Source organism: Candidatus Methylomirabilota bacterium (assembly GCA_035764725.1).
Classification (GTDB): domain Bacteria; phylum Methylomirabilota; class Methylomirabilia; order Rokubacteriales; family CSP1-6; genus DASRWT01.
This window is the reverse complement of sequence record DASTYT010000052.1, coordinates 127609-148761: the sequence shown is the minus strand read 5'-3', so window position 1 is coordinate 148761 and position 21153 is coordinate 127609. Positions and strand designations below refer to the sequence as shown.

Here is a 21153-nt window from a genome sequence, read left to right as displayed (position 1 = left end):
CCGTGACGAAAGCCGCGGCCGCCGAGATCCAGACGGGCAAGGTCACCACGATGTCCTACCCGCTGGTGGACGGCGTGCCGCTCTTCGGCTCGCGCTTCACGAAGACCATCCTCACCGCGACCAGCCTGGCTCCGGGCGCCTCGTTCGGCGAGAACGAGCTGACCTACATGGAAGACACGTGGCTCAGCCAGAGCCACGTCGGCACCCACATCGACGGCCTGGGCCACATCGGGCGCAAGGACTGTTATTACAACCAGACGCCGATGGGCAAGTACATCAACCAGAACAACATGACGCGCCTGGGTCTCGAGCACCTCAAGTCCTTCGCGACCCGCGGCGTGCTCCTGGACATGGTGAAGGTATTCCAGGCGGCCGGGAAGCTGAAGACGAACGCGGCGTGCCGCAAGCCCTGCCTGGACGGCGGGACCGTGATTACCCCGGCCGATCTTCAGGCGGCACTCAAGATGTACAACGTGACCCTCCGCGAGGGTGACATCGTCACCATCCACACCGGGTGGGGCGATCTCTTCCAGCAGTTCCCCAAGCAGAACGCCGTCTACAACAGCGCGGCGCCCGGCATCGGCAAGGAAGCCGCCAAGTGGCTGATTAGCCAGAAGGTGGTGGCGGTGGGGACGGACACCTGGGTGGTCGAGGTCATCCCCGGTGAGGACCCGAAGGAAGCCTTCATCGTCCACAACATGCTCATCACCGACAACGGCATCCACATCCTGGAGAATGTGCGTACGGATCTCATGGCCGATGAAGCGGCCCGGACCAACCGCGCCACGTTCTTCTTCAGCATGACGGTGCCGAAGGCCGTCGGCCTCACCGGCAATTTCGTCGCGATCGAGGGTATCCGCTAACCGCGGGAGCCCAATTGATGCAGCAGGACACGACGCCGGCGCTCCGTGAGGGGCGCCGGCGCTTCTGTCTCTCGCTCCTCGGCGGTGCCACCACGGCGGCCCTGCCGCGCCTCGCGGCCGGCCAGGAGCGGCGTTACACCATCGCGTTCGCCAATCTCACCGAGGAGCCTGGAGTCACGATCGAGGGCACCGGCTTCACGGGCCCAGAGGTCCGCTCGAGCTTCGTGCTCGCGGCCCGGAAGCTCCCCATCGACCTGGTGCTCTACGACAATCAACGTGATCCCAAGAAGGCCCTGGCCAACGCCGAGGACGCCATCGCGCGGAAGGTCGATCTCTTCGTCGAGTACTTTGCCGATCCCGACGCCAATGCGGCGGTGGCGGCGCGGCTCAAAGCGGCGCGGATCCCGATCCTCGCCTTGAATCACGGGGTGCCAGGCGCGCCGCTCTATACCATCGACAACGAGGCGGCCGGGCGCATCGCCGGCGAGGCGCTGGGCCAGTTCGCCACGCGAGGCTGGCGCGGCCAGCCCACGGTGGCGGCGATCGTGGGGCCGGTGGACGCCAAGGCCGACCGCGTGCCCGAGCGCGTGCAGGGTGTGATGGAGGGCTTGCGGGCCCGGCTGCCGGCGGTGAAGCCGGTGACCCTCGACACCGAGGGGAATCACGCCCGCGTCGGCGCGCTGCTCGGCAAGTTCGTCGCTGCCCATCCGGGCACGAAGGTCCTGGTCGCCGCCACGGACGACAGCACCGCGCTCGCGGCCAAGAGCGCGCTGGAGGTGGCGGGCCGCGCGTCCGACTCCGCGATTGTGAGCCACGGCGTGGACCGCAACATCCACGGCGGCATCAACGACAAGAAGGAGATCGATCCGAACAACCGCGCGAGCATCGTGATCGGCTCGGTGGCGTTCTATCTTGATCGCTGCGGCTACGACGTGCTGCCGCTGGCCCTGCGGATGCTCCGGGGCGAGGCGGTGCCCCCCCGGACGGTGACGAAGCACGTGCTCGTCACCGCCACCAACGTCTTCGTGGAGTACCCGCCCTACGACATGAACTAGCGCCGCGCCCCGTCAGGGTGCCGGCGCCGCGTAGTAGATCCCTTCCGTGCCTTCACCCGTTGCGGTGACCGCCGTCGCGAAGGACACGCCGCCCTTTGGCGTGATCGCGGCGAGGGGATAGAGCCCGAACGAGAGGAGCCGGCCTCCGCCGGGCAGGGCGTCGCCCGCGCCGACCACACGTGTGATCGTGTCACCCTTCGCCACGAAGACGCCGATCGGATGCGTGCCGCCGTCCACCGACGAAGCGAAGACCACGACCCCGGCGTTGTTGACGGTCGGCCAGAGGCCGAAGTGCGAGAAGGTGCCGCCACCCGGCGCGGCGTCGCCGACGAGCACGAGCTTGCGCGGCGCGCCGCGATCCACCAGGAATAGGCCGGCCGGCGTGGGCGCGTCCTTGAGCTGCGCGTTGAAGGCGATCAGCCCCGTGTCGTTGAGGCTCACCCGCTCGGCGAACTTGAAGTAAATCCCCCCGGCGGGAGTGTCGTCGCCCGCGCCCACGACCATGCGCGGCGCATCGCCCTCGACCACGAAGATGCCGCCGGGCACGCCCCGCCCCTCGACGGCGGCGGCGAAGCCGACCACGCCCTTGTTGTTGAGGATGGGGGCACCGAACCCCGCGAACGCGCCGCCCGCGGGCGCCGGATCGCCCTGCGCCACGATCTTCTTGAGCTTGCCGCGCATGCGCCCGAAGATCGCGTCGATCGTTTCGCGTCCCCGGCGGATGGTGGCGAGGAAGACCACGTCGCCGCGATCGTTGAGCGCGGGCGACTCGATGCCGGCCAGCGTACCGCCTCCGATACCCGGCGCCGCCGTGCCGGTAATCGCCACCGGCTGCACGCGGCCGCGCGACCAGAGGAAGATGCCCTCCACCGCCTTGCCGCCGCCCACCGCGGCGGCGAAGGCCACGTCGCCGCCCTCGTTGAGCGCGGGGATCGGGTGCTTGCCGAAACCGGTCAGGGTGCCCACGCCCGGCACCACGTCGCCCTCGAGCGCGATCTTGCGACGGCCGCCGCGCGGCCCGCGCGGCGAAGACGGTCCGCCCGGCGAGGACAGCCCGCTCGGCGAGGAAAGGAAAAGCCCCTCGCTACCCGGGCCGCGGAGCAGGGTAGCGAAGAAGGCGACGTCGCCCCGGCTGTTGGCCGGCGCCAGAATGGGGAGCGACTCGACGCTGAAGCCCGCGAAGCTACCGCCGCCCGGCGCGGGATCGCCCACTGCGGCCACGGTACGAAGGTTGGGCGTCTGAGCCTGCGCGGCGCCGGCGCCGAGCGCCCAGATGAGCAGCGGCGCGACGGCGCGCCACGCGCGGCTCGCAAGCATTGCGCCGAGTATAGGGAGGTGCTGGAATGGGGTCAATGCGGACGCCCACACGCTCGCGGCTGATCCGATTGGGGCTGGCCGCGCTCCTGGCCGGCGCCTTTACCGCGACATCGGGCGCCGCCGGTCCCATCGACTGGCCCGGCGCCTGCTACTGCCGGGGCGGCGGCACGCTCCGCTGCACCGCCGGCCTCACCCTCCGCGTGTGCCAGCAGCGGTGTGACCAGGAGCTCTGTGACGAATGGTTCTGGAAGGAGCGCCTGCCGTGCTGGAACTGGGGCTACGGCGGCTGATCGGGATGACGGTATGATACCGGGCGTGGAGACGTTCACCGCCGACGAGCGCGCCGCGCTTGCCCCCCACTTCACCAATCTCGACGGTCCGGTCTTCGCTCTCGTCAATCTCCCGGAGGTCGTGAAGGGCGCGCTGTTCGCGCGCTACTCACGCTCGGCCAAGTCGCTACGGCGGCTCTTCCTCGACGAGTTCCGCGAGAGCGCGAGCGCGGGCGCGCCCGCCGGCACCGTGGGCACGACCCGTGCGGACGCGCTCTACGATCGCGTGCTGTCCGACTACGGTGATGACTCCGTGGCCCAGCTCGGCGGCGTGCACCTGGCCTGCGAGGGCGCGTCGAACCTCCTCACCAAGGTGCTCGAATGGGGCCGCTTGATGGCCTACCTCGAGCAGTCGACCCGCTACGTGCCGTATACCGATCGCCCGGGCGGACAGTGGAAGTATCACGTGCCCGCGGAGCTGGACGGCCACCCGCTCCGCGCGCGCTACGTCGAGTCCCTCGACCGCGCCTTCGAGAGCTACGCGCGCTGGATTCCCGTTCTCCAGGACTACTGGAGCGGGCGGGTCCCGCGCGAGCCCGGCCAGCCCGAAGGGCCCTGGAAGATGACGGTGCGCGCGAAGGCGCTCGACAGCCTGCGGGGCCTGCTTCCCGCCGCGACCCGATCCAACGTCGGGATCTTCGGCACCGCGCAGGGCTACGAAGCCCTGCTGCTCCGCATGCGCGCGCACCCTCTCCGGGAAGTCCAGGACCATGCGGCGCTGATGCTCGCCGAGCTGCGAAAGGTGATTCCCGCCTTCCTCACGCGCCTCGATCGGCCCGAGCGCGGCGGCGTGTGGTCGCGCTATCTCGCCGACACCGCGGCGGCCACGCGCGCGGTGGCCGCCGACCTCCTCGCCGGCGTCGAGCCCGAGCCCCGGCCCGAGGTCACGCTGACCGACTGGGACCCCGAGGGCGAGGTGAAGGTGGTGGCGGCCGCCCTGTACTCCGCCTCCGGTCTCCCGGACGATCAGCTGCTCGCCCTCGCGCGCAAGCTCGGGCCCGGGGAGCGCGCGCGTGTGCTCGAGGCCTACGTGGGGACGCGGGAGAACCGCCGACACAAGCCGGGCCGCGCCTTCGAGCGCACCTCGTACCGCTTCGACGTGCTGGGCGACTACGGCGCGTTCCGGGATCTGCAGCGCCACCGCCTGCTCACGCTGGAGTGGCAGCCCCTGTCGCCCCGTCATGGCTTCGCCGTCGCCCCCGAGCTCGACGAAGTGGGCGCCCGGGCTGACTGGCTGCGCGTGATGGAGGACTCGGCATCGCTCCACGGCGCCCTCGTCGACGCCGGCCTCGCCGTGTCAGCGCCCTACGCGGTCGCCATGGCCTACCGCGTGCGGTACTACATGGAGATGAATGCCCGGGAGGCCATGCACATGCTGGAGCTGCGGACGGCGCCGCAGGGCCATCCCGCGTATCGCCGAGTGTGCCAGGGCATGCATCGGCTCATCGCCGAGCAGGCCGGCCATCGCGCGCTCGCCGCCGCCATGCGCCACGTGGACCACTCCGGCGCCGAAACCGGGCGGCTCGCCGCCGAGCGCGCCTCGGACGCCCGCCGCCGCTCCGCGTCCTGAGCGGAGCCTTTCTCACCACCGTCGAAGCCGACCAGGAGGTCAGCGATGCCCGAGTCGAGAGCCAATGCCGTGACCCTTCGTGGCAACCCGGTGACCCTCGTGGGTCCCGAGATCAAGGCGGGCCAGCCCGCCCCGGATTTCACCGCCGTGGACAATTCCCTGGCGCCCGTGAAGCTCAGCGACGCCAAGGGCAAGGTGCTCATCCTGAGCGCGGTCCCCTCCCTGGACACGCCGGTGTGCGACACCGAGACCCGCCGCTTCAACACGGAGGCGGGCAAGCTCCCCGGCGGCGTGGAGGTGTGGACGATCAGCATGGACCTGCCCTTCGCCCAGAAGCGCTGGTGCGGGGCGGCGGGGGTCAGCTCGGTGAAGACCCTGTCGGACTTCCGCGAGCACGCCTTCGCCCCGGCCTACGGCACGCTGGTCAAGGACGGTCCCCTCGCCGGGTTGAGCGCCCGCGCGGTATTCGTGGTGGGCAAGGACGGCAAGGTCGCCCACGCCGAGTACGTGAAGGACATCACCCAGGAGCCCAACTACGACGCGGCCCTCGCCGCGGCCAAGAAGGCGGCCGGCTAAGTCTCGTTCGACACCTCTGAATTAAATCGGTTGACCGACCAATAAAAACCGCGTAGACCCTGGGGCATGAGCCCCAGGGTCGGCGTGGCTCCCCTCCGGCGCGCGGCGATCGTTCGCGCCACCATTCACTGCCTGGCCACCAAGGGCTATGCGGGCCTCACCATGAAGCGGGTGGCCCGCGAGGCCCGCTTGAGCCAGGGCGTTCTCCACTACTACTTCAAGGACAAGCGGGCCATCCTCGCCGCCGCCGCGCTGCGCGTGAGCGCCGATCTCGATCGCCGCGTCGCCGCCGAGGCGCGAGGCGCCCGGGGGGCCCGGGGCCGCCTGCGCGCGCTCGTCCGCGCCTGCCTGGAGGTGGCCGCGCGCGACCGCGAGTTCTGGACGGTGTTCATCGAGCTGTGGGGCGAGAGCCTGCACGACCGCGCGCTCGCCGCCGTGAACGCGCGCACCTACGCGCGCTCCCGCCGCCTGATCGCCGCGGGGATCCGGCAGGGGGTGCTCGAGGGCCGGCTTCGCCGTCTGGCGCCCGACGGCGCGGCGGCGGTGGTGCTGGCCGTGCTCGACGGACTGTCCCTGCAGCACACCTTCGACCGGCGGGCGCTGCCGCGCGCCACCGCCGAGCGCCTGTGCGAGGACGTGCTGTGGACCTATCTGCGACGACGGGAAGGACGCCGATGACGGAGCGTGAGGAGCAGATCCGGCTGCGCGAGTACCTGCGCGACAAGGGCGAAGCCCTGCCGCTGGCCCAGGTCCGGGCACGGGTCGCGGCGGGCTTCGACGCCATGGAAGCGCTCTTGGCTCCGGTGTCCGCGGAGCACGCGGCGGACCGGCCCGGGCCCGGGGAGTGGTCCATTCACGAGGTCGTGGACCATCTCCTGCTGACGCACGCGCCGAGCCTCGGCGAGCTGCGCGACCTCCTTGCGGACCGGCGCCCGGCCGGCCCGCCCATCCCGGCTGGCCTACAGTCCGCCGATCCCTTCGCGACGCCCTGGGGCGAACTCCGGGCGGCGCTCGTGGGCGCCCACGCTGAGATCCTCTGCGCGCTCGACGGAGCGCGGGATGCGCCCACCGGGGCGCGCGCGCCGGTGATCGCGGTCATCAACGTGCGCGAGGCGGACGGGCGGCAGGCGCCGCTCCACTGGATGGAGGAGATCGCCTGGAAGGCCTACGCGGTGTTCGCCTTCCGCCTGCACACGCTCGATCACATCACCCAGGTGAAACAGATCCTGACCGCCGCGCGCGCCCGGCGGGGCTAGCCCGCCGTCTTCGCGAACTCTTGCTTGGCCTTCTCCAGCTCGGCGGGGTCGGCGAGGAGGTCGAGGGCGGTGAGGGCGAGCGTCTTGGCCGCCGCCACCATGCCCGTGTGCGCGAGCGGCGACTTCGCCCACTCCGCGAACTCGCGCGAATGGCCGGGGATGCCATCGGGGCTGATGCGGATGTAGGGATGGATGGTCGGCAGCGCCTGGCTCACGTTGCCGCAATCGGTCGAGCCGTAGCCGGCCTGTCCATCGTCCGGATCCTCGGGGAAGTCGATGCGCTCGAGGTTTTGCTTGAAGAGCGCGGCCATCGTGACGTTCGGCTTGAGCGGGTCGTGGATGATGGGGTCCGGCGACACCGTGGCGGTGCAGCCGGTGGCCAGCGCGGCGCCGTCGGCGACGGCCTGGAAGCGGCGCAGCAGCTCCTTGCAGTAGTCGCGCGTGGGCGCGCGGAGGTAGAACTCCGCCGCCGTGTGCTCGGGAATGATGTTGGCTTGCTCGCCGCCCTTGGTGATGACGCCGTGGATCCGCGCGTCCGGCTTCACCTGCTGACGCATCTGATCCAGCGAGACGAAGAGCTGAATCATGGCGTTGAGAGCGTTGACGCCCCGCCACGGCCAGGAGGACGCGTGCGCGGCGCGTCCCTGGAACTCGACCTTCACCTTGATGATCCCCAGCGAGGGCCGCCACACCTGGGTGCCGGGCCGCCCGTGGATCATCATGGCGGCGTCCACGTCCTTGAAGACGCCCGCCTCCATGAGCCGCACCTTGCCCGCCCCGCCCTCCTCGGCGGGCGTGCCGATCACCTGGATCCGGCCCGCGAAGGGCAGGGTCTTGAGCGCGGCGGCCAGCGCCGCTCCCGCGCCCGCGCCCGACGTCGCGATGATGTTGTGACCGCACGCGTGCCCGATGCCGGGCAGCGCGTCGTATTCGGCGAGGATCGCCACGGTGGGACCGGGGCCCTGGCCGGGAATCGTCGCGCGGAACGCCGTGGGCAGCCCCCCCACGCCCTGCTCGACTTGGGCCCCGTGCTTGCCGAGGAACTGGCCCAGCCAGGCCGAGGCCTTTTCCTCCTTGAAGCAGAGCTCCGGGTTGGCGTGGATCTCGAGGCTCAGCGCCTCGAGCTCTCCCGCCAGCCGGTCCACCGCCTCGACGACCCGGGTCTTGGCGCTCTCCAGCGCCGGGTTCGGGGCCATCGCTAGCGGCTCCGCGCGAACTCGTCCTTTGCCGCGCGCACGCGCGCGGGATCGGCGAGGAGGTCGAAGGTGGTCAGGGCCATGGTCTTGGCGGCGGCGAGCAGGCCCGCGCGGGCCAGCGGCTTCACCGCGGCGGCCTCGAACTCCCGCGTGTGGATGGCGGTGCCGAGCGGCGCGATGCCCACCATGGGCTGGATGCACGGGATCACCTGGCTCACGTTGCCGACGTCGGACGAGCCGAGACGGTCGAGCACGGGCGGGCCTTCCTCGAGCCCGGCCGTCTTCATGTTGGCGGCGAAGAGGTCGAGGAGGGTCTGGTTGCGCTTGAGAGGCTCGTACACGTTGTCGGCGTTCTGGGTGGCCTTGAGCGTGCAGCCGGTGGCCTTGGCTGCGCCTTGCGCGCACGCCTCCACGCGCTTGTAGAGGTCCCACATCACGTCGACACGCGGCGCCCGGACGTAGAAGACGGCGGAGGCGTACTCGGGGATGATGTTCGCGGCGGCGCCGCCGTTGGTGATGATGCCGTGGATGCGGCAGTCCGGCCGCACCTGCTGCCGCATCATCGACACCGCGTTGAAGGTCGCGATGACGGCGTCGAGGGCGTTCACGCCCTCCCACGGGTCGGCGGAGGCGTGTGACGCCTTGCCGGTGAACTCGAACGTGCCCCGCACGATGCCGAGGAGGTCCTGGTGGAGGATGGTGCGGTCGAAGCCGTGGATCATCATGGCTGCGTCCACGTCCTTGAACACGCCGGCCTTGATCAGGCGGCACTTCCCGCCGCCGCCCTCCTCGGCGGGAGTCCCGATGACCTGCACGCGCCCCTTGGGCAACACGCCCCGGGCGAGGGCCAGCGCGGCGCCCGCGCCGGCGCCCGACGCGGCAATCACGTTGTGCCCGCACGCATGCCCGATGCCCGGGAGCGCGTCGTACTCGCACATGATCGCGATCGTGGGGCCCTCGCCGGTGTCGATGGTGGCGCGGAAGGCCGTCTCGACGCCGCCCACGCGCGTTTCCACCTTGAAGCCCTTGGCGCCCAGGAACTCGGTCAGCCAGCCCGCCGCCTGCTTCTCCTGATAGCCCAGCTCGGGGTGATCGTGGATGCGGCGGGACAGGGCCTCGAGCTCGTCACCGAGACGGTCCACGGCCTGGACGATGGAATCCTTGGCGTCGCTCATGATGCCTCCGAGGCGATCAGGAATGGATGCGGGGCACGGCCGCCCGGCACGGAGGCGAGCCTAGCATGGGAGCCCAGCGCGCTCAACCGCGGGGCGGCGTGGCGCTCAGGGCGACTGGACGCAGAACAGGAAGAAGAGCGGCCGGTCCGGCTCCTCGGAGGCGCGGATGGACCCTTGGCCACCGGAGCCGCGATCGAGGCAGCGCACGCCGCCCGAGCTGCTACTGCCGCTCGAGGGCGCGGACGAGCAGCCCGCGACGACGCTCACGAGCGCGAGGAGAAGGACGAGGATGCGGAGCCGCGGTGGCATGACGCCACAGCCTAGCACACGCGCGCGGGAACCCGGACGCGGCTAGGCGGCGGACGGGCGCTCGGCGCGCCGCAGGCTCACGGGCAGCTCGATCACCAGGACCGCGCCGCCCGATTCGGCGTTCTCGGCCCAGAGCCGGCCCCCGTGCTCCTTGATGATGCCGTGGGCCACCGCAAGGCCGAGCCCGCGCCCCTGATCCGGCCCCTTGGTCGTGAAGAAGGGATTGAAGATCCGGGGCAGGTGATTGGGCTGGATGCCGGGGCCGTCGTCGGCGACCTCGATGCGGACGCCCGAGGAGACCGGCATGAGCCGGATCGTGAGCATGCCGCCCTCGTGCGCCGAGGCCATCGCAAAGCGGGCATTGTCCACGAGGCTCTGGAGGACCTGGCCGAGCTGTGCGCCGTCCGCCCAGATCGCGGGTACCTCCTCCAGCGCGGTCTGCCACTCCACGTGATCGGCGCGAAGCCGCGAGGCGTTGGCGTCGACGACCTGGCGAATGAGGGCGCTCACCGAGACCGGCGCGCGCTGCGCGGGTGCGGGTTCGGCGAACGAGCGGAGGTCCTTCACGATCTTGGCCGCGCGGCGGGCCGCCCCGTCGATCACGTGGAGCTGGCTCTGGAGCTCCTCGTCCGGGTCGCCCTGCAGCATCACGTGGATCTGGCCCAGGATGATTGTGAGCGGGTTGTTGATCTCGTGGGCCACCCCGGCGGCGAGCCCGTCGATCGCGGAGATGCGCTCGGCGCGCACCGCCGCGGTGCGGGTGCGCTCGAGCTCGGTGAGCTGATGCCGCGTCTCGGTGTACAGACGGGCGTTGTCGAGGGCGAGGCCGATCTGGTCCGCCACGCACTCGAGCAGCGAGAGCTCCGCGTCGGTGAACCGGCTCCCCGCCGACCGCCCCAGCGAGAGCGTGCCGAGCAGGCGCTGGCGGGCGCGAATGGGCACGCAGACGAAGGCGCGGATGCCGTCGGCGGTCACCGCGGCGCGGGCGGCGGGCAGGAGGTCGCGCGCCCGCCCGACATCATCCACGCGGCGCGGCTGGCCGGACTGCGCGACGCTGCCGATCAGCCCCACGCCCAGCGGCAGGACGAGATTGACCTCGCGCAGGCGCGCGGACATGCCGCGCTCGCCGCGGAGGAGGAGCGTCTCGCCGTCGGGCGACACGAGGTGGAGGCTCGAGATCTCGTGACCCGTGACCTGGGTGAGCGCATCCAGGGATCGGTCGAGCACCTCCTCGAGATCGAGCGAGCGGCTGACGGCTTCGCTGACGATGCGAAGCACCCGAAGGTGCCGAACGACTGCGGTGGTAGGCGCCGGGGGCTTGGCGTTCGGCATCGTGGTCCCGTTGATGGGCATCGTGATCGCCCTCTGCCGCATGGGGCGAGCAAGAGGGGTGCCACAGCGCGTCGAATATAAGTAGCTGTTTAAACGTGACTTTCTGGGACCCACTCAGTTATATCCGTCGCCCGGAGAACGAGTTGCCCAGGACACTGTCAGCCCGCCGACCGCGTGGCCAGCCACCGGGCGCGGGCGATCCGGCGGTCGATCGCGGGGTGCGAGTAGAGAAGCGTCTCCTTCAGCGGATGGGGGCTCCGCTCGGCCAGATTCAGCCGTGCCAGCCGTTCCATGGCCGCGATGAAGGCGTCCGGCCGGCCGAGCACCCGCACCGCGAAGTCGTCGGCCTGGCGCTCCAGCCGTCGTGACCACCCGTTCGTCAGAGGCAGCGCGACGAGCCCGGCGCCCAGGACGATGAGGCCGACCAGCGGCGCGCCACCCAGGTCCGCCGGCCCTGCCAGCCCGAGCCGAGCCGCCCCGGCGGTCAGGAGCCGGTCAGCGACCCAGAACGTCGCCACGGTCAGCGCGCCGTGCGCCGCGAGCCCGCGCCACATGTCGGCGTGGGCGTGATGCGCCAGCTCGTGGGCGAGCACGGCCTCCACCTCGTCCTCGGTGAACTCGCTCAGCAGGGTGTCGAAAAGAATGATCCGCCGCGTCCGCCCCAGCCCCGTCACCGCGGCGTTGGCGGTCCGGCTCTTCCGCGACTGATCGCCCACCCAGACGCCGAGCACCGGTACGCCGGCGCGCGCGGCGAGCGCGACCAGGCGCGCGCGCAGCGGACCCTCGGCGAGCGGCACGAGGCGATAGAAGAGCGGCAGCAGCCACACCGGCGCCACCAGCGTGAGCAGCACGGTGACGCCGAAGAAGGCCACCGCGCTCAGCAGCCACCACCAGGGCGTGAGCCGCAGGAGCGAGTAGGCCAGCTCGGCCCCGGCCAGCGACAGCGCGCCGCCGATCGCGGCGGCCTTGGCGCCGTCCCAGAGCCAGCGCGAGAACGGCTGATGGAGCAGGCCATAGCGACGGGGCAGCCAGTAGCCGCCGAGCCACGTGAGCGGCAGCGTGAGGAGCCGCCAGCCGAGCGCGACCGCGCCGAGCACGAGGATCAGTTGCAGCCACGGCCTCGACGTCCACGCCGCCGCCGCGGCGGCGAACCGCACGGAGGCCCCGGTCCAGAGCAGCGTGGTGAGGTATGCGATGGCGAGCAGCAGCCCGAGCAGGCCGAGGGCGAAGCGCAGACGATGGTAGCGGCGCGCGCGCGTCGCGTCGGCGGTGGGCGTCATCGCAACGTCAGTCTCCCACTGCCGGCGCCGCTCGCCAAACCGGGGGCGGAATGCTAGGATGAACGCCAATTCATTCCAAGGAGACGCCATGTTTCAGTCGGTCGAGGAGGTCCAGCAGCGCTTCAAGCGCGCTGGCTACATCGCCAACCGCCGCATCTCCACCGTGGTCTTCCTCGCCGCGCGGATGGGACGTCCCGTCCTCGTCGAGGGGCCGGCCGGGGTCGGCAAGACCGAGCTGGCCAAGACGCTCGCCGACATCGCGAGCCGCCGGCTCATTCGTCTCCAGTGCTACGAAGGGCTGGACGAGGGCAAGGCGCTCTACGAGTGGAAGTACGCGAAGCAGCTGCTCTACACCCAGCTCCTCCGCGAGCGCATCGGCGAGCTGATCGCAGATGCGCCGTCCCTGCCGGATGCGGTCGCCAAGATCTCGGGGCAGGACGACGCGTTCTTCTCGCACCGCTTCCTCTCCCCGCGGCCGCTGCTCCAGGCCATCGAGTCGCCCGACCCGGTGGTGCTGCTCGTCGACGAGATCGACAAGGCGGAGCCGGAATTCGAGGCGTTCCTCCTCGAGGTCCTCTCCGACTTCCAGGTCTCGGTGCCGGAGCTCGGAACCATCAAGGCCACGAACATTCCCCTCGTCGTCCTCACCTCGAACAACGCGCGCGAGCTCTCGGACGGCCTCAAGCGGCGGTGTCTCCACCTCTTCATCGACTTCCCGCCGCCGGACGAGGAGCTGTCGATCATCCGCCTCAAGGTGCCGGAGATTCCCGAGCGCCTGGCCCAGGCGGTGGTGGGCGTGGTCAACAAGATCCGCGGCCTCGAGCTACGCAAGGCCCCCTCGGTGTCGGAGAGCCTGGACTGGGCGCGGTCACTGGTGATCCTCAATGCGGACGCGCTCGACCGCGAGCTCGTCGAGTCCACGCTCACCATGCTCGTGAAGCACGAGAAGGACCTCGAGCGGGTGCGCGGCGCCCTCGACAAGGTCCTCGCCGAAGTCCCCGCGCAGTAAGCGGGACATCCGATGGACTGGGGAACCCTGACCGAGTTCCGGGAGCTGTGGTTTCCCAGTCCCCGCATCCGGCTGCCCGAGCTCGGGCCCTCGGGACCGGTCCTGATCGAGGGCGGCCGCTGCATCTCCGGCGCCCTCGGTGAGTACACCAAGCTCTGGATCTCCGCGGCCGGGCGCTGGCACTTCTACTACGTTCACCCGACGCCCCGGGACTTCTTCCGGACGGTCATGCCCGAGGCGGTGCCGCACCTCCTCCACCCCGGCGAGATGACGGTGGAGACCTTCCGTCAGGGCCTCGCCTACAAGGTGGTGCTGGGGCTCCGGTGCGCGGAGGGCCCGGTGCGCGTGCTGCACCTCGTGGGCGACGTGCCCGACGTCACGCGCGCGGTGGAGCAGGACGAGGAGACCCCCGCCGGCGCGCTCGGCTGGAAGCTCAAGCAGGCGCACTTCATCTGCCGCGGCTCCTTCCACGGGCTGCTCCGTCTGGAGGACGGCCGCCTCTTTCCGATCACCCGCGACGGCAACGAGGACGTCTTCAAGTCGTCCTACGTGACGTTCGCGCGATAGGACCCGGCATGGAGAAGAGAATTCTGGAGTTCATCTCGGACCTGCGGCGGGCGGAGCTGCGCATCTCCACCAGCGAGGCGCTGGACTCCCTGTCCGCGGCCACCGAGATCGGCGTGGAGACGCGCGAGACCTTCAAGTCGGCGCTGGCCGCCACGCTCGTCAAGGAGGCGCGCGATCTTCCGACCTTCGACCGCATCTTCGACCTCTACTTCCTCGACCTCGAGGCCCTGGGGGCGGGCCTCAAGAAGGCGCTGGGGCCCGAGGATCCGAAGATGCGGGACCTCCTCGACCAGCTCATGGCGGAGGACGGCCTCAACCTGGACGAGATGACCGAGCTGATGCTCCAGGGCGAGGGCGCCGAGATGGAGATGGCGATCCGCGGCCAGGGGCAGGGGGCCGGGCTCGAGAGGCTGATGTACTTCCTCCAGATCGGCTACTTCTCGCGCCGGATCTACGACAAGTTCGACTGGGAGGCGATCGAGCGGGACCTCTCCCGCATCATGCAGATGCTGGAGGCCCAGGGGCTCGATCCTGGGCAGCTCGCGCGGATCCGCAACTACCTCGACCTCCGCCTCGAGGCCTTCCGGCGCATGATCCGCCAGCACGTGGAGCGCGAGCTCGAGCGCCGCGCCTTCCGCGAGGGCGAGAAGCTCACCCGCGAGGTCCTCACCGACAAGCCGCTCTTCGCGCTGTCGCCCGACGAGGTCGCGCAGATGAAGGCGGTGGTGGCGCGCCTCGCTCGCAAGATCAAGGACGCGCTCGCCCTGCGCCAGCGCCAGGAGGAGAAGGGGCGTCTGGACTCGCGCCGGACCATTCGACAGAGCTTGCAGTATGGGGGCGTGCCGATGGAGGTGCGCTACCGCCGGCGCCACCGCGAGAAGCCCAAGCTGGTCACCCTCTGCGACGTGTCGGATTCGGTGCGGAACGCCTCGCGCTTCATGCTCCAGCTCGTGTGGAGCCTGCAGGAGTGCTTCTCCCGCGTGCGGTCCTACGTCTTCGTGTCGGAGATCGCCGAGGTGACGCAGGCTTTCAATACCTATCCGGTGGACCGGGCCATCGAGTGGGCGCTCAAGGGCTCGCCGGTGGACTACCACTGCCGCTCCGACTTCGGCTACGCCTTCAATCGCTTCGTGCGGACCGAGCTGGACACCCTGGACCGCAAGACGACGGTGCTGGTCCTGGGCGACGCGCGCAACAACTACAACGACCCGCAGGCATGGGCCATCCGCCTCATCCGCGAGCGGGTCAAGGGCATCATCTGGCTGAACCCTGAGGGGCAATGGGGCTGGGGCATCGGCGACAGCGTGATGCCTCTCTACGCGCCCTCCTGCGACATCGTGAAGGAGTGCCGGACGGTGGCCCAGCTCGTCCAGGTGGTGGACCAGCTCGTCCACCAGTGGTGGCGCCGCGGCCGATAGCCAGGCATGCTGGAGCGCATGCGAACGCTCGTCCCCCCCGCCCTCGTGCTGCTGCTCGCCGCCCCTGTCCTCCTGCTCACCGCGTCCACCGCGCGCGCGGAGGACTGCATCGTGCTCGAGGACTTCTCCCGCGCCAAGGTGGGGGAGTTCCCCACGGACTGGAAGCCGCGCAAGGATGCGGGACGCGCGGCGTACACGGTGCGCGAGGAGAACGGCCGCCGATTCCTGCGGGCGATCTCCGAGGGCCTGGGCATCCAGGCGGCGAAGGAGCAGGCGTGGGACGTGGCCCAGTACCCGGTGCTCGCGTGGTCCTGGCGCCTCCAGGAGCATCCGAAGGGCTCCGACGAGCGCCAGAGCAAGACCAACGACAGCGCGCTCTCCGTGTATGCGGTGTGGCCCCACAGCTCCGTGTCCGTGAAGGCGCTCAAGTATATCTGGAGCCGGGTGGTGCCGGTGGGGACGCCGCTCACGTCGAGTGCGGGCCTCACCCAGGCGCGCGTGCTCCGCAGCGGCGACGCCAACAAGGGCGAGTGGGTGGAAGCGCGCGCCAACGTGGCCGAGGACTTCCGCGCACGCTTCAAGGAGGACGAGCTACCCAAGCCCGGGGGCATCGCGGTGCTGACCGATTCGGACGATACCAAGAGCCGCGCCGCGGGCGACTACGCGGCCTTCCGCGCCTGCAAGTCCTGACCTGATCGGACCCAGCGTGGATCCCGCCGGCGATCCCTTCGACATTCTCTACGCGCGGGGCGTCACCGATGGCTTGCCGGTCGTGCCGCCTACCCGCGAGCGGGTGGTTGCGGCGGTGGCCGCCTCCGGGCGCGCCGGCGACGCGCTCGTCGCCCTGGTGCCGCCCAACTTCGGCCGCGCCACCGTGGAGAAGATCGCGGTGAACGCGGTGATGGCCGGCTGCCGGCCCGAATACATGCCGGTGGTGATCGCGGGAGTGGAGGCGATGTGCGACGACGCCTTCGACCTGCACGGGGTGTCCGCCACGACCAACAGCGCGGCCCCGCTCTTCATCGTGAACGGCCCCGTGCGGACGCGCCTGGAGATGAACGCGGGCGCGGGCGTCTTCGGGCCGGGGTACCGCGCCAACGCCACCATCGGTCGGGCCCTCCGCCTCATCGTCCGCAACCTGGGCGGCGCCGTCGCCGGCGGCATCACGATGTCGACGATGGCGCATCCCGGCTACTTCACCTACTGCATCGCCGAGCGCGAGGAAGAGAGCCCGTGGCCGCCGCTCTCGGTGCGCCAGGGCTTTGCCGCGGGCGAGAGCACGGTGTCCGCCTTCGCGGCCTACGCCCCCCAGGTGACGTACGACCACCAGAGCCACCGCGGTGAGGACCTGTTGATCACGTTGGTCCACACCATCGCGGTGATGTCACATCACAAGTCCACGCATCACGGGGACACGCTGTTGGTGGTGTCGCCCGAGCACGCCCGCCTCCTCGCCGCGGACGGCTGGGACCCGGAGAGGATCAGCGCGTTTCTCTGGGAGCGCCTGCGCAAGCCCGTGAAGGACCTCATCCCTGGTGTCAACGGCGGGGAGGGCCTGCCCGCGCACGTGCTGAAGAAGTTCGCGCATCCCGCCACCGACACCACGCTGATCGCCAAGGTGCGCGAGCCTGGGAACTTCAAGCTCATGGTGGCGGGCGGCACCGCCGGACGCTTCACCGCGGTGGTGGCGGGCTGGACATTCCCCAAGATGTCGCGCATGGTAACGAAGCGGATCGACTTGGCCAGCCATGGAGGATGTCATGAGTGAAGAGTTCCTGGACCCGACTGACTCGGTCGCCGTGCCCCGGCGCACCGCCCCCCGCCCGGCCAGCCTCGACGGGAAGGTGATCACTCTCCTCGACATCTCCAAGGCCAAGGGCGACCACCTGCTCGACCGCATCGAGGAGCTCTTGCGCGAGCGCCATCGCCCCAAGGAGATCCTCCGGCGCAAGAAGCCGACGTTCGCCCGCCCGGCCCCCGAGGACCTGCGGGCGCTCATCCTCAAGGAGACGGAGGTCCTCGTCGAGGGGCTCGCCGACTGAGGGTCCTGCACAACGTGCAGTGTGCACGACGGCGTGTTCTTCGAAGACAACGGCATTCCGACCGCCACCGTCATCTCCACGGAGTTCCAGCGGGCGGCGCGGGCGCAGGCGGCCGCGCTGGGCGTGAGCGAGTATCCGACCATCGCGGTGCCGCATCCCATCCAGCCCCTGACCCGCGACGAGGTCCGCGCCCTCGCCGACAAGGCCTTCGACGCGATCGTGGCGCGGCTGACCCGGGGGTGAGCGCGGCTCACGCGCGTCCCTACGCTATACTGGCGAGGTGGACGGCACGCGACGGCTTCGCGGACTCGCGCACGCGCACTCCACGCGCTCCTTCGACGGCGCGCTCACCTACGCGGAGCTGCGGCGCACCTTCCGGGGCGCCGGCCTCGATTTCGCCTGCATGACCGAGCACATCGAGGAGCTGACCCAGCCCGACATCGACGCGATCATCGCCGACTGCCGCGCCCATTCGGACGGCGAGTTCCTCTTTATTCCCGGCATCGAGATGGACTGCTTCACGATCTACTTCCTGGGACTCTCGACCGCCACCGTCGACTTCCGCGACAACCGAACCATCTTCGATTCGCTGCGCCCGCACGCGCGCCTCTGCGTGCTCTCACATCCCATCAAGGCCGGCTATCGCTATCCCGACTGGGTGGTGCGCCAGTGCGACGCGGTGGAGATCCTCAACACCAAACACGACGGGCGCTTCTACTTCCGGCCGCAGAGCGAGCGCCTGCTCGCCCGCGTGCGCCGGTCGCGCCCCGAGGTGGTGCCGGTCGTGGGCATGGACTTCCATCAGCCCGATCAGCTGGCGCCCATTCACATGCGCCTCACCGAGGCCGGGCCCCTCACCGGCGATTTCGTGCTCGGCGCGCTGGCCCGGGGGCGCGTGGACTTCTATGACGGCGAGCGGCGCATGCGCGATGTGGGCGCCGTCGCGCGAGGCGTCGCGCGAGCGCGCATCCACGCCATGGACGCCGCGCACGTCGCCAACCGGTGGCTGCGCGGGCGCGGGATCAAGCTGCCCAAGGTCATTCGCCGGGCGCTCAGCCGGACCCTCGAGGGCGGCTGACGTGGCCGACGGGGCGCCCGCGACCCCGCCGGTCGTGCTCCTCGGCATCGACACCCCGATCGGGCTCACCGTGCTCCGTGAGCTCGGCGAGCGGGGCGTCGCCGTCTACGGCATCGCGCGCAGCCCCGACGGCGTAGGGCTCCGCTCCCGCTTTCTCCGCCGCGGCTGGGTGACGTCGGGGGGGGAGGCGGAGACGCTCGCCCTCATCCGCGAGATCGCCGCCGCGCACGGCGCGCGCTTCCTCATGACGATCTCGGAGCGCGACATCCTCTGGCTCAACCGCGAGCGGGCCACTCTGGGCGACTTGCGCCCGCTGATTCCCGACGCGGCGCGTATGGCGCGCGTACTCGACAAGGGCGTGGCCTGCGACGCCGCGCGCGCGGCGGGCCTCACGGTGCCCGAGACGTGGCAGCCCGCTAGCCTGGAGGACGTGGAGCGGGTAGCGGCCGCGACGCGCTATCCCGTCGTCCTCAAGTGGAGTGATCCGGTGGCGGTGAGCCCGCTGCTCCGCGCGGCCGCGGTCGCGCTCCAGAAGGCCGAGTACTGCTACGACGGGAGCGCGCTGCGCCGCGCCATGGTCCGCTACGCGCCGATCGGCCACTTTCCCCTCGTGCAGGAGTTCTGCCCGGGCATCGGCCTCGGGCAGATGGTGTTCATGCATCGCGGCGAGCCGGTCCTGCGCTTCCAGCATCGTCGGCTGCGCGAGTGGCCGCCGGAGGGCGGCACCTCGACCTACTGCATCAGCGTGCCGCTGGACGCCCACGCCGAGCTCTTCGATCGCTCCGTGACCCTGCTGCGCCGGCTCGAGTGGGAGGGCGCGGCGATGGTCGAGTACCGCCACGACCCCGCGACCGGCCGCTCCGCCTTCATGGAGGTGAACGGACGCTTCTGGGGAAGCCAGCCCCTGGCCTATCACGCCGGCGCGCCGTTCGGCTGGTACACCTACAGTGTGCTGGGCCTAGGCCGGGTACCCCGGCCCGTCCCCTATCGCGGCCATCTCCGCTGCCGCTTCGTGATCCCGGACACGCGGCGCCTCTTTACCGTGCTCTTCGACTCCGGAGCGGTGCAAAACCGCGAGCTCCGCCTGTCGCGGGCGCGCGAGCTCTTCGACTACGTGGTGGACTTCTTGCGCCCGCGCACGCGCTACTTCGTGTTCCGATGGCGTGACCCACTGCCCGCCCTCGCGGATCTGGCGGGGGTCCTGCGCAAGGCCCTGCGCGGGCTGCTCGCGCGACTCCGCGGCGCGCTCAGCCGAGGCGCGAGGCGAGCTGCTCCGCGTAGCGCCACGCCGTCCGGCCCACGTGGGACCTAAGCCCGGCGCGCGGCTGCGGGCCACGCAGGCCGCTCTCGTCCACCGACCCGAATGTCGCCGTCGCGAAGGTGTCGCGATGGCGTGCGAGGAAGCGGCAGAGGCGCTCGAAGCGCCGCACCACCACGCGCTCGGGGCGGGTGACGCCCGTCAGCGCCATGTCGGGCACGCGCTTGAGCAGCTCCACCGAATGGAACACGAGCACGGCGGCGCGCCAGTCCGCACGCGCGGCGCCCCAAAGCGCGGCCTCGATCTCCCACGACGAGCAGGCGCCGAGCTGCAGCGGCCGGTGGTGGCCCGGCCAGTCCTCGAAGTAGGTGATGGGCACCTCGAGCGTCCCCCCGAGGTCGAAGGGCTGGAGCGCCGGCCCCTCCGTGCGGATGTCGCAGGGTCCGCCCAGATACGGCACGTTGAGGCTCGTGTCCATCGCGACGCCGCACGAGGCGAGGGCGCGCAGCGTCGCCAGGTCGGCGCCGTAGCCGCCCGCGCGGAACGCGCGGAGCCGCGTGGCGCCCGCTTCGCGCAGGAGCGCGGAGGCGCGCCTGATGATCGCGGCCTGCTCGGCCTCGGGATAGCGCCGCACCACCGAGTGCCCGGCGCGCGGGAGCCCCGGCTCCGCGACGAGGCTCAGCCATTCCGTGTGGGCGTGTACCTGCACGTCCTGCCCCGCCGACTGGATCAGCGTTACCATGCGCGCGAGCGCGTCGCGCCCGCCCGCGAGCAGACTGAAGAGGGGCTCTACGAAGAACGTGGCCCGGAGCCCGTGCTCCCTCAGGAGGTCGAGCTGGAACGGGACGCCGAAGTCGCCCGAGCGCGTGTGGCCGTCGAAGTACGCGGAGACGGCGGGCGCGAGGTCGAAAGGCGCGCCGGGCGTGACGAAGGCCGCCGGCGTCGCCGGCCAGACCTCGCTGTCCACGGTGAGGAAGACCTGGACCACGAGGTCCGCGGGCGCTCTAGCCGGGGAAGCGCCAGACCCGCCCCACCGGCGGCTCGTCGGTGAGGGCGAACTGCGGCAGCGCGAAGTCGTTCGAGAGGTCGTTGAACACGGCCTTCACCCGCTTCCCGATGGCCACGTTGCCCTCGGGCTCGGGCCGGAACTCCGCGGTGACGAGATTGCCGATGATGCGCAGGGCCTCGTCGGCGGTGGGCTTGCCGCGCTGCTCGTCCAGCTCGACCAGCACGACGGCATAGGGCGTCCAGTCCTTGAAGCCGGGCTGGATCGCATGGTGCACGATCTCGTAGGAGTAGATGTGCCCTCCGCCCGACACCTCCTGCCAGGTCCACTCCTGCGACGGACACCAGGGGCAGCCGTGGCTGGGCGGGTACCGGAGCAGCCCGCACTTGGCGCACTTGCGGAGGGTCAGCTTGTGGCGCTGGCGCGCGAGCTTGAAATGCTCGCGCCACTCCGAGTCGTTCTCTGGGATCACCAGGTTCATGCCGCGGTATTCGATGCTGGGCATCGCGCGCTCCCG

General features: G+C 70.8%; 23 protein-coding genes. 15 read left to right on the top strand and 8 right to left on the bottom strand.

What is annotated here, in order from left to right; genetic code table 11:
- A partial coding sequence (locus VFX14_09920; GenBank protein ID HEU5189993.1) for a cyclase family protein occupies window positions 1–863 on the top strand: 863 nt, incomplete at its 5' end.
- A gap of 17 nt (window positions 864–880) precedes the next feature.
- On the top strand, window positions 881–1918 hold the full coding sequence (locus tag VFX14_09915; GenBank protein ID HEU5189992.1) for a sugar ABC transporter substrate-binding protein: 1038 nt from the start codon (window positions 881–883) through the stop codon (window positions 1916–1918).
- A 12-nt stretch (window positions 1919–1930) separates the two neighbouring features.
- On the opposite strand, the gene VFX14_09910 is transcribed toward VFX14_09915, so the two are convergent.
- A complete protein-coding gene (locus VFX14_09910; GenBank protein HEU5189991.1) occupies window positions 1931–3235 on the bottom strand; it encodes a choice-of-anchor tandem repeat NxxGxxAF-containing protein in 1305 nt (434 codons plus the stop codon).
- Window positions 3236–3270: 35 nt separating this feature from the next.
- Between VFX14_09910 and VFX14_09905 the strand changes: the two genes are divergently transcribed.
- From VFX14_09905 to VFX14_09885, 5 genes are all read left to right on the top strand, one after another.
- Window positions 3271–3525 (top strand): hypothetical protein, encoded by a 255-nt coding sequence (locus VFX14_09905; protein ID HEU5189990.1) that lies wholly within the window; start codon window positions 3271–3273, stop codon window positions 3523–3525.
- Window positions 3526–3550: 25 nt separating this feature from the next.
- Entirely contained in the window at window positions 3551–5134 is a 1584-nt protein-coding gene (locus VFX14_09900; protein HEU5189989.1) for an FAD-dependent thymidylate synthase, read from the top strand.
- A gap of 45 nt (window positions 5135–5179) precedes the next feature.
- Entirely contained in the window at window positions 5180–5710 is a 531-nt protein-coding gene (gene tpx / locus VFX14_09895; GenBank protein ID HEU5189988.1) for a thiol peroxidase, read from the top strand.
- 66 nt (window positions 5711–5776) lie between these two features.
- Window positions 5777–6388, top strand: coding sequence for a TetR/AcrR family transcriptional regulator (locus tag VFX14_09890; protein ID HEU5189987.1), 612 nt, complete (start codon window positions 5777–5779; stop codon window positions 6386–6388).
- The gene (locus VFX14_09885) at window positions 6385–6966 is read left to right on the top strand and encodes a DinB family protein (protein HEU5189986.1); all 582 of its coding nucleotides are present in this window, start codon (window positions 6385–6387) and stop codon (window positions 6964–6966) included. The genes VFX14_09890 and VFX14_09885 overlap by 4 nt, the downstream gene beginning before the upstream one ends.
- Here VFX14_09885 and VFX14_09880 read toward each other — a convergent pair.
- The 5 genes from VFX14_09880 to VFX14_09860 form a co-directional block, all read right to left on the bottom strand.
- The gene (locus VFX14_09880) at window positions 6963–8162 is read right to left on the bottom strand and encodes a M20 family metallopeptidase (protein HEU5189985.1); all 1200 of its coding nucleotides are present in this window, start codon (window positions 8160–8162) and stop codon (window positions 6963–6965) included. The genes VFX14_09885 and VFX14_09880 overlap by 4 nt on opposite strands.
- 2 nt (window positions 8163–8164) lie before the next feature.
- Window positions 8165–9337 (bottom strand): M20 family metallopeptidase, encoded by a 1173-nt coding sequence (locus VFX14_09875; GenBank protein HEU5189984.1) that lies wholly within the window; start codon window positions 9335–9337, stop codon window positions 8165–8167.
- A 105-nt stretch (window positions 9338–9442) separates the two neighbouring features.
- A complete protein-coding gene (locus tag VFX14_09870) occupies window positions 9443–9646 on the bottom strand; it encodes a hypothetical protein (GenBank protein HEU5189983.1) in 204 nt (67 codons plus the stop codon).
- 42 nt (window positions 9647–9688) lie between these two features.
- Window positions 9689–10999 carry an ATP-binding protein gene (locus VFX14_09865; protein ID HEU5189982.1) on the bottom strand — a complete coding sequence of 437 codons (1311 nt, stop codon included), beginning with the start codon at window positions 10997–10999 and terminating at the stop codon, window positions 9689–9691.
- 137 nt (window positions 11000–11136) lie between these two features.
- A complete protein-coding gene (locus tag VFX14_09860; GenBank protein ID HEU5189981.1) occupies window positions 11137–12258 on the bottom strand; it encodes a M48 family metalloprotease in 1122 nt (373 codons plus the stop codon).
- Window positions 12259–12346: 88 nt separating this feature from the next.
- Here VFX14_09860 and VFX14_09855 point away from each other — a divergent pair, with 88 nt between their 5' ends.
- From VFX14_09855 to VFX14_09820, 8 genes are read left to right on the top strand one after another with little or no spacing between them, the layout of a single operon-like run.
- On the top strand, window positions 12347–13267 hold the full coding sequence (locus VFX14_09855; GenBank protein HEU5189980.1) for a MoxR family ATPase: 921 nt from the start codon (window positions 12347–12349) through the stop codon (window positions 13265–13267).
- 12 nt (window positions 13268–13279) lie between these two features.
- A complete protein-coding gene (locus tag VFX14_09850; protein HEU5189979.1) occupies window positions 13280–13834 on the top strand; it encodes a hypothetical protein in 555 nt (184 codons plus the stop codon).
- An 8-nt stretch (window positions 13835–13842) separates the two neighbouring features.
- Window positions 13843–15252 carry a VWA domain-containing protein gene (locus VFX14_09845; GenBank protein HEU5189978.1) on the top strand — a complete coding sequence of 470 codons (1410 nt, stop codon included), beginning with the start codon at window positions 13843–13845 and terminating at the stop codon, window positions 15250–15252.
- Window positions 15253–15270: 18 nt separating this feature from the next.
- Window positions 15271–15942 carry a DUF3047 domain-containing protein gene (locus VFX14_09840; GenBank protein HEU5189977.1) on the top strand — a complete coding sequence of 224 codons (672 nt, stop codon included), beginning with the start codon at window positions 15271–15273 and terminating at the stop codon, window positions 15940–15942.
- A 16-nt stretch (window positions 15943–15958) separates the two neighbouring features.
- Window positions 15959–17020: a hypothetical protein gene (locus tag VFX14_09835; GenBank protein HEU5189976.1), complete on the top strand. Its 1062-nt coding sequence runs from the start codon at window positions 15959–15961 to the stop codon at window positions 17018–17020.
- Window positions 17013–17537 (top strand): UGSC family (seleno)protein, encoded by a 525-nt coding sequence (locus VFX14_09830; protein ID HEU5189975.1) that lies wholly within the window; start codon window positions 17013–17015, stop codon window positions 17535–17537. The genes VFX14_09835 and VFX14_09830 overlap by 8 nt, the downstream gene beginning before the upstream one ends.
- A gap of 37 nt (window positions 17538–17574) precedes the next feature.
- Window positions 17575–18372, top strand: coding sequence for a hypothetical protein (locus tag VFX14_09825; GenBank protein HEU5189974.1), 798 nt, complete (start codon window positions 17575–17577; stop codon window positions 18370–18372).
- A gap of 1 nt (window position 18373) precedes the next feature.
- Window positions 18374–19684 (top strand): carboxylate--amine ligase, encoded by a 1311-nt coding sequence (locus VFX14_09820; protein HEU5189973.1) that lies wholly within the window; start codon window positions 18374–18376, stop codon window positions 19682–19684.
- Here the strand turns inward: VFX14_09820 and VFX14_09815 are convergent.
- Together VFX14_09815 and VFX14_09810 are read right to left on the bottom strand one after the other, a co-directional pair.
- A complete protein-coding gene (locus VFX14_09815) occupies window positions 19620–20618 on the bottom strand; it encodes a polysaccharide deacetylase family protein (GenBank protein HEU5189972.1) in 999 nt (332 codons plus the stop codon). The genes VFX14_09820 and VFX14_09815 overlap by 65 nt on opposite strands.
- A gap of 16 nt (window positions 20619–20634) precedes the next feature.
- Window positions 20635–21141 carry an OB-fold domain-containing protein gene (locus VFX14_09810; protein ID HEU5189971.1) on the bottom strand — a complete coding sequence of 169 codons (507 nt, stop codon included), beginning with the start codon at window positions 21139–21141 and terminating at the stop codon, window positions 20635–20637.
- Window positions 21142–21153 lie beyond the last annotated feature (12 nt).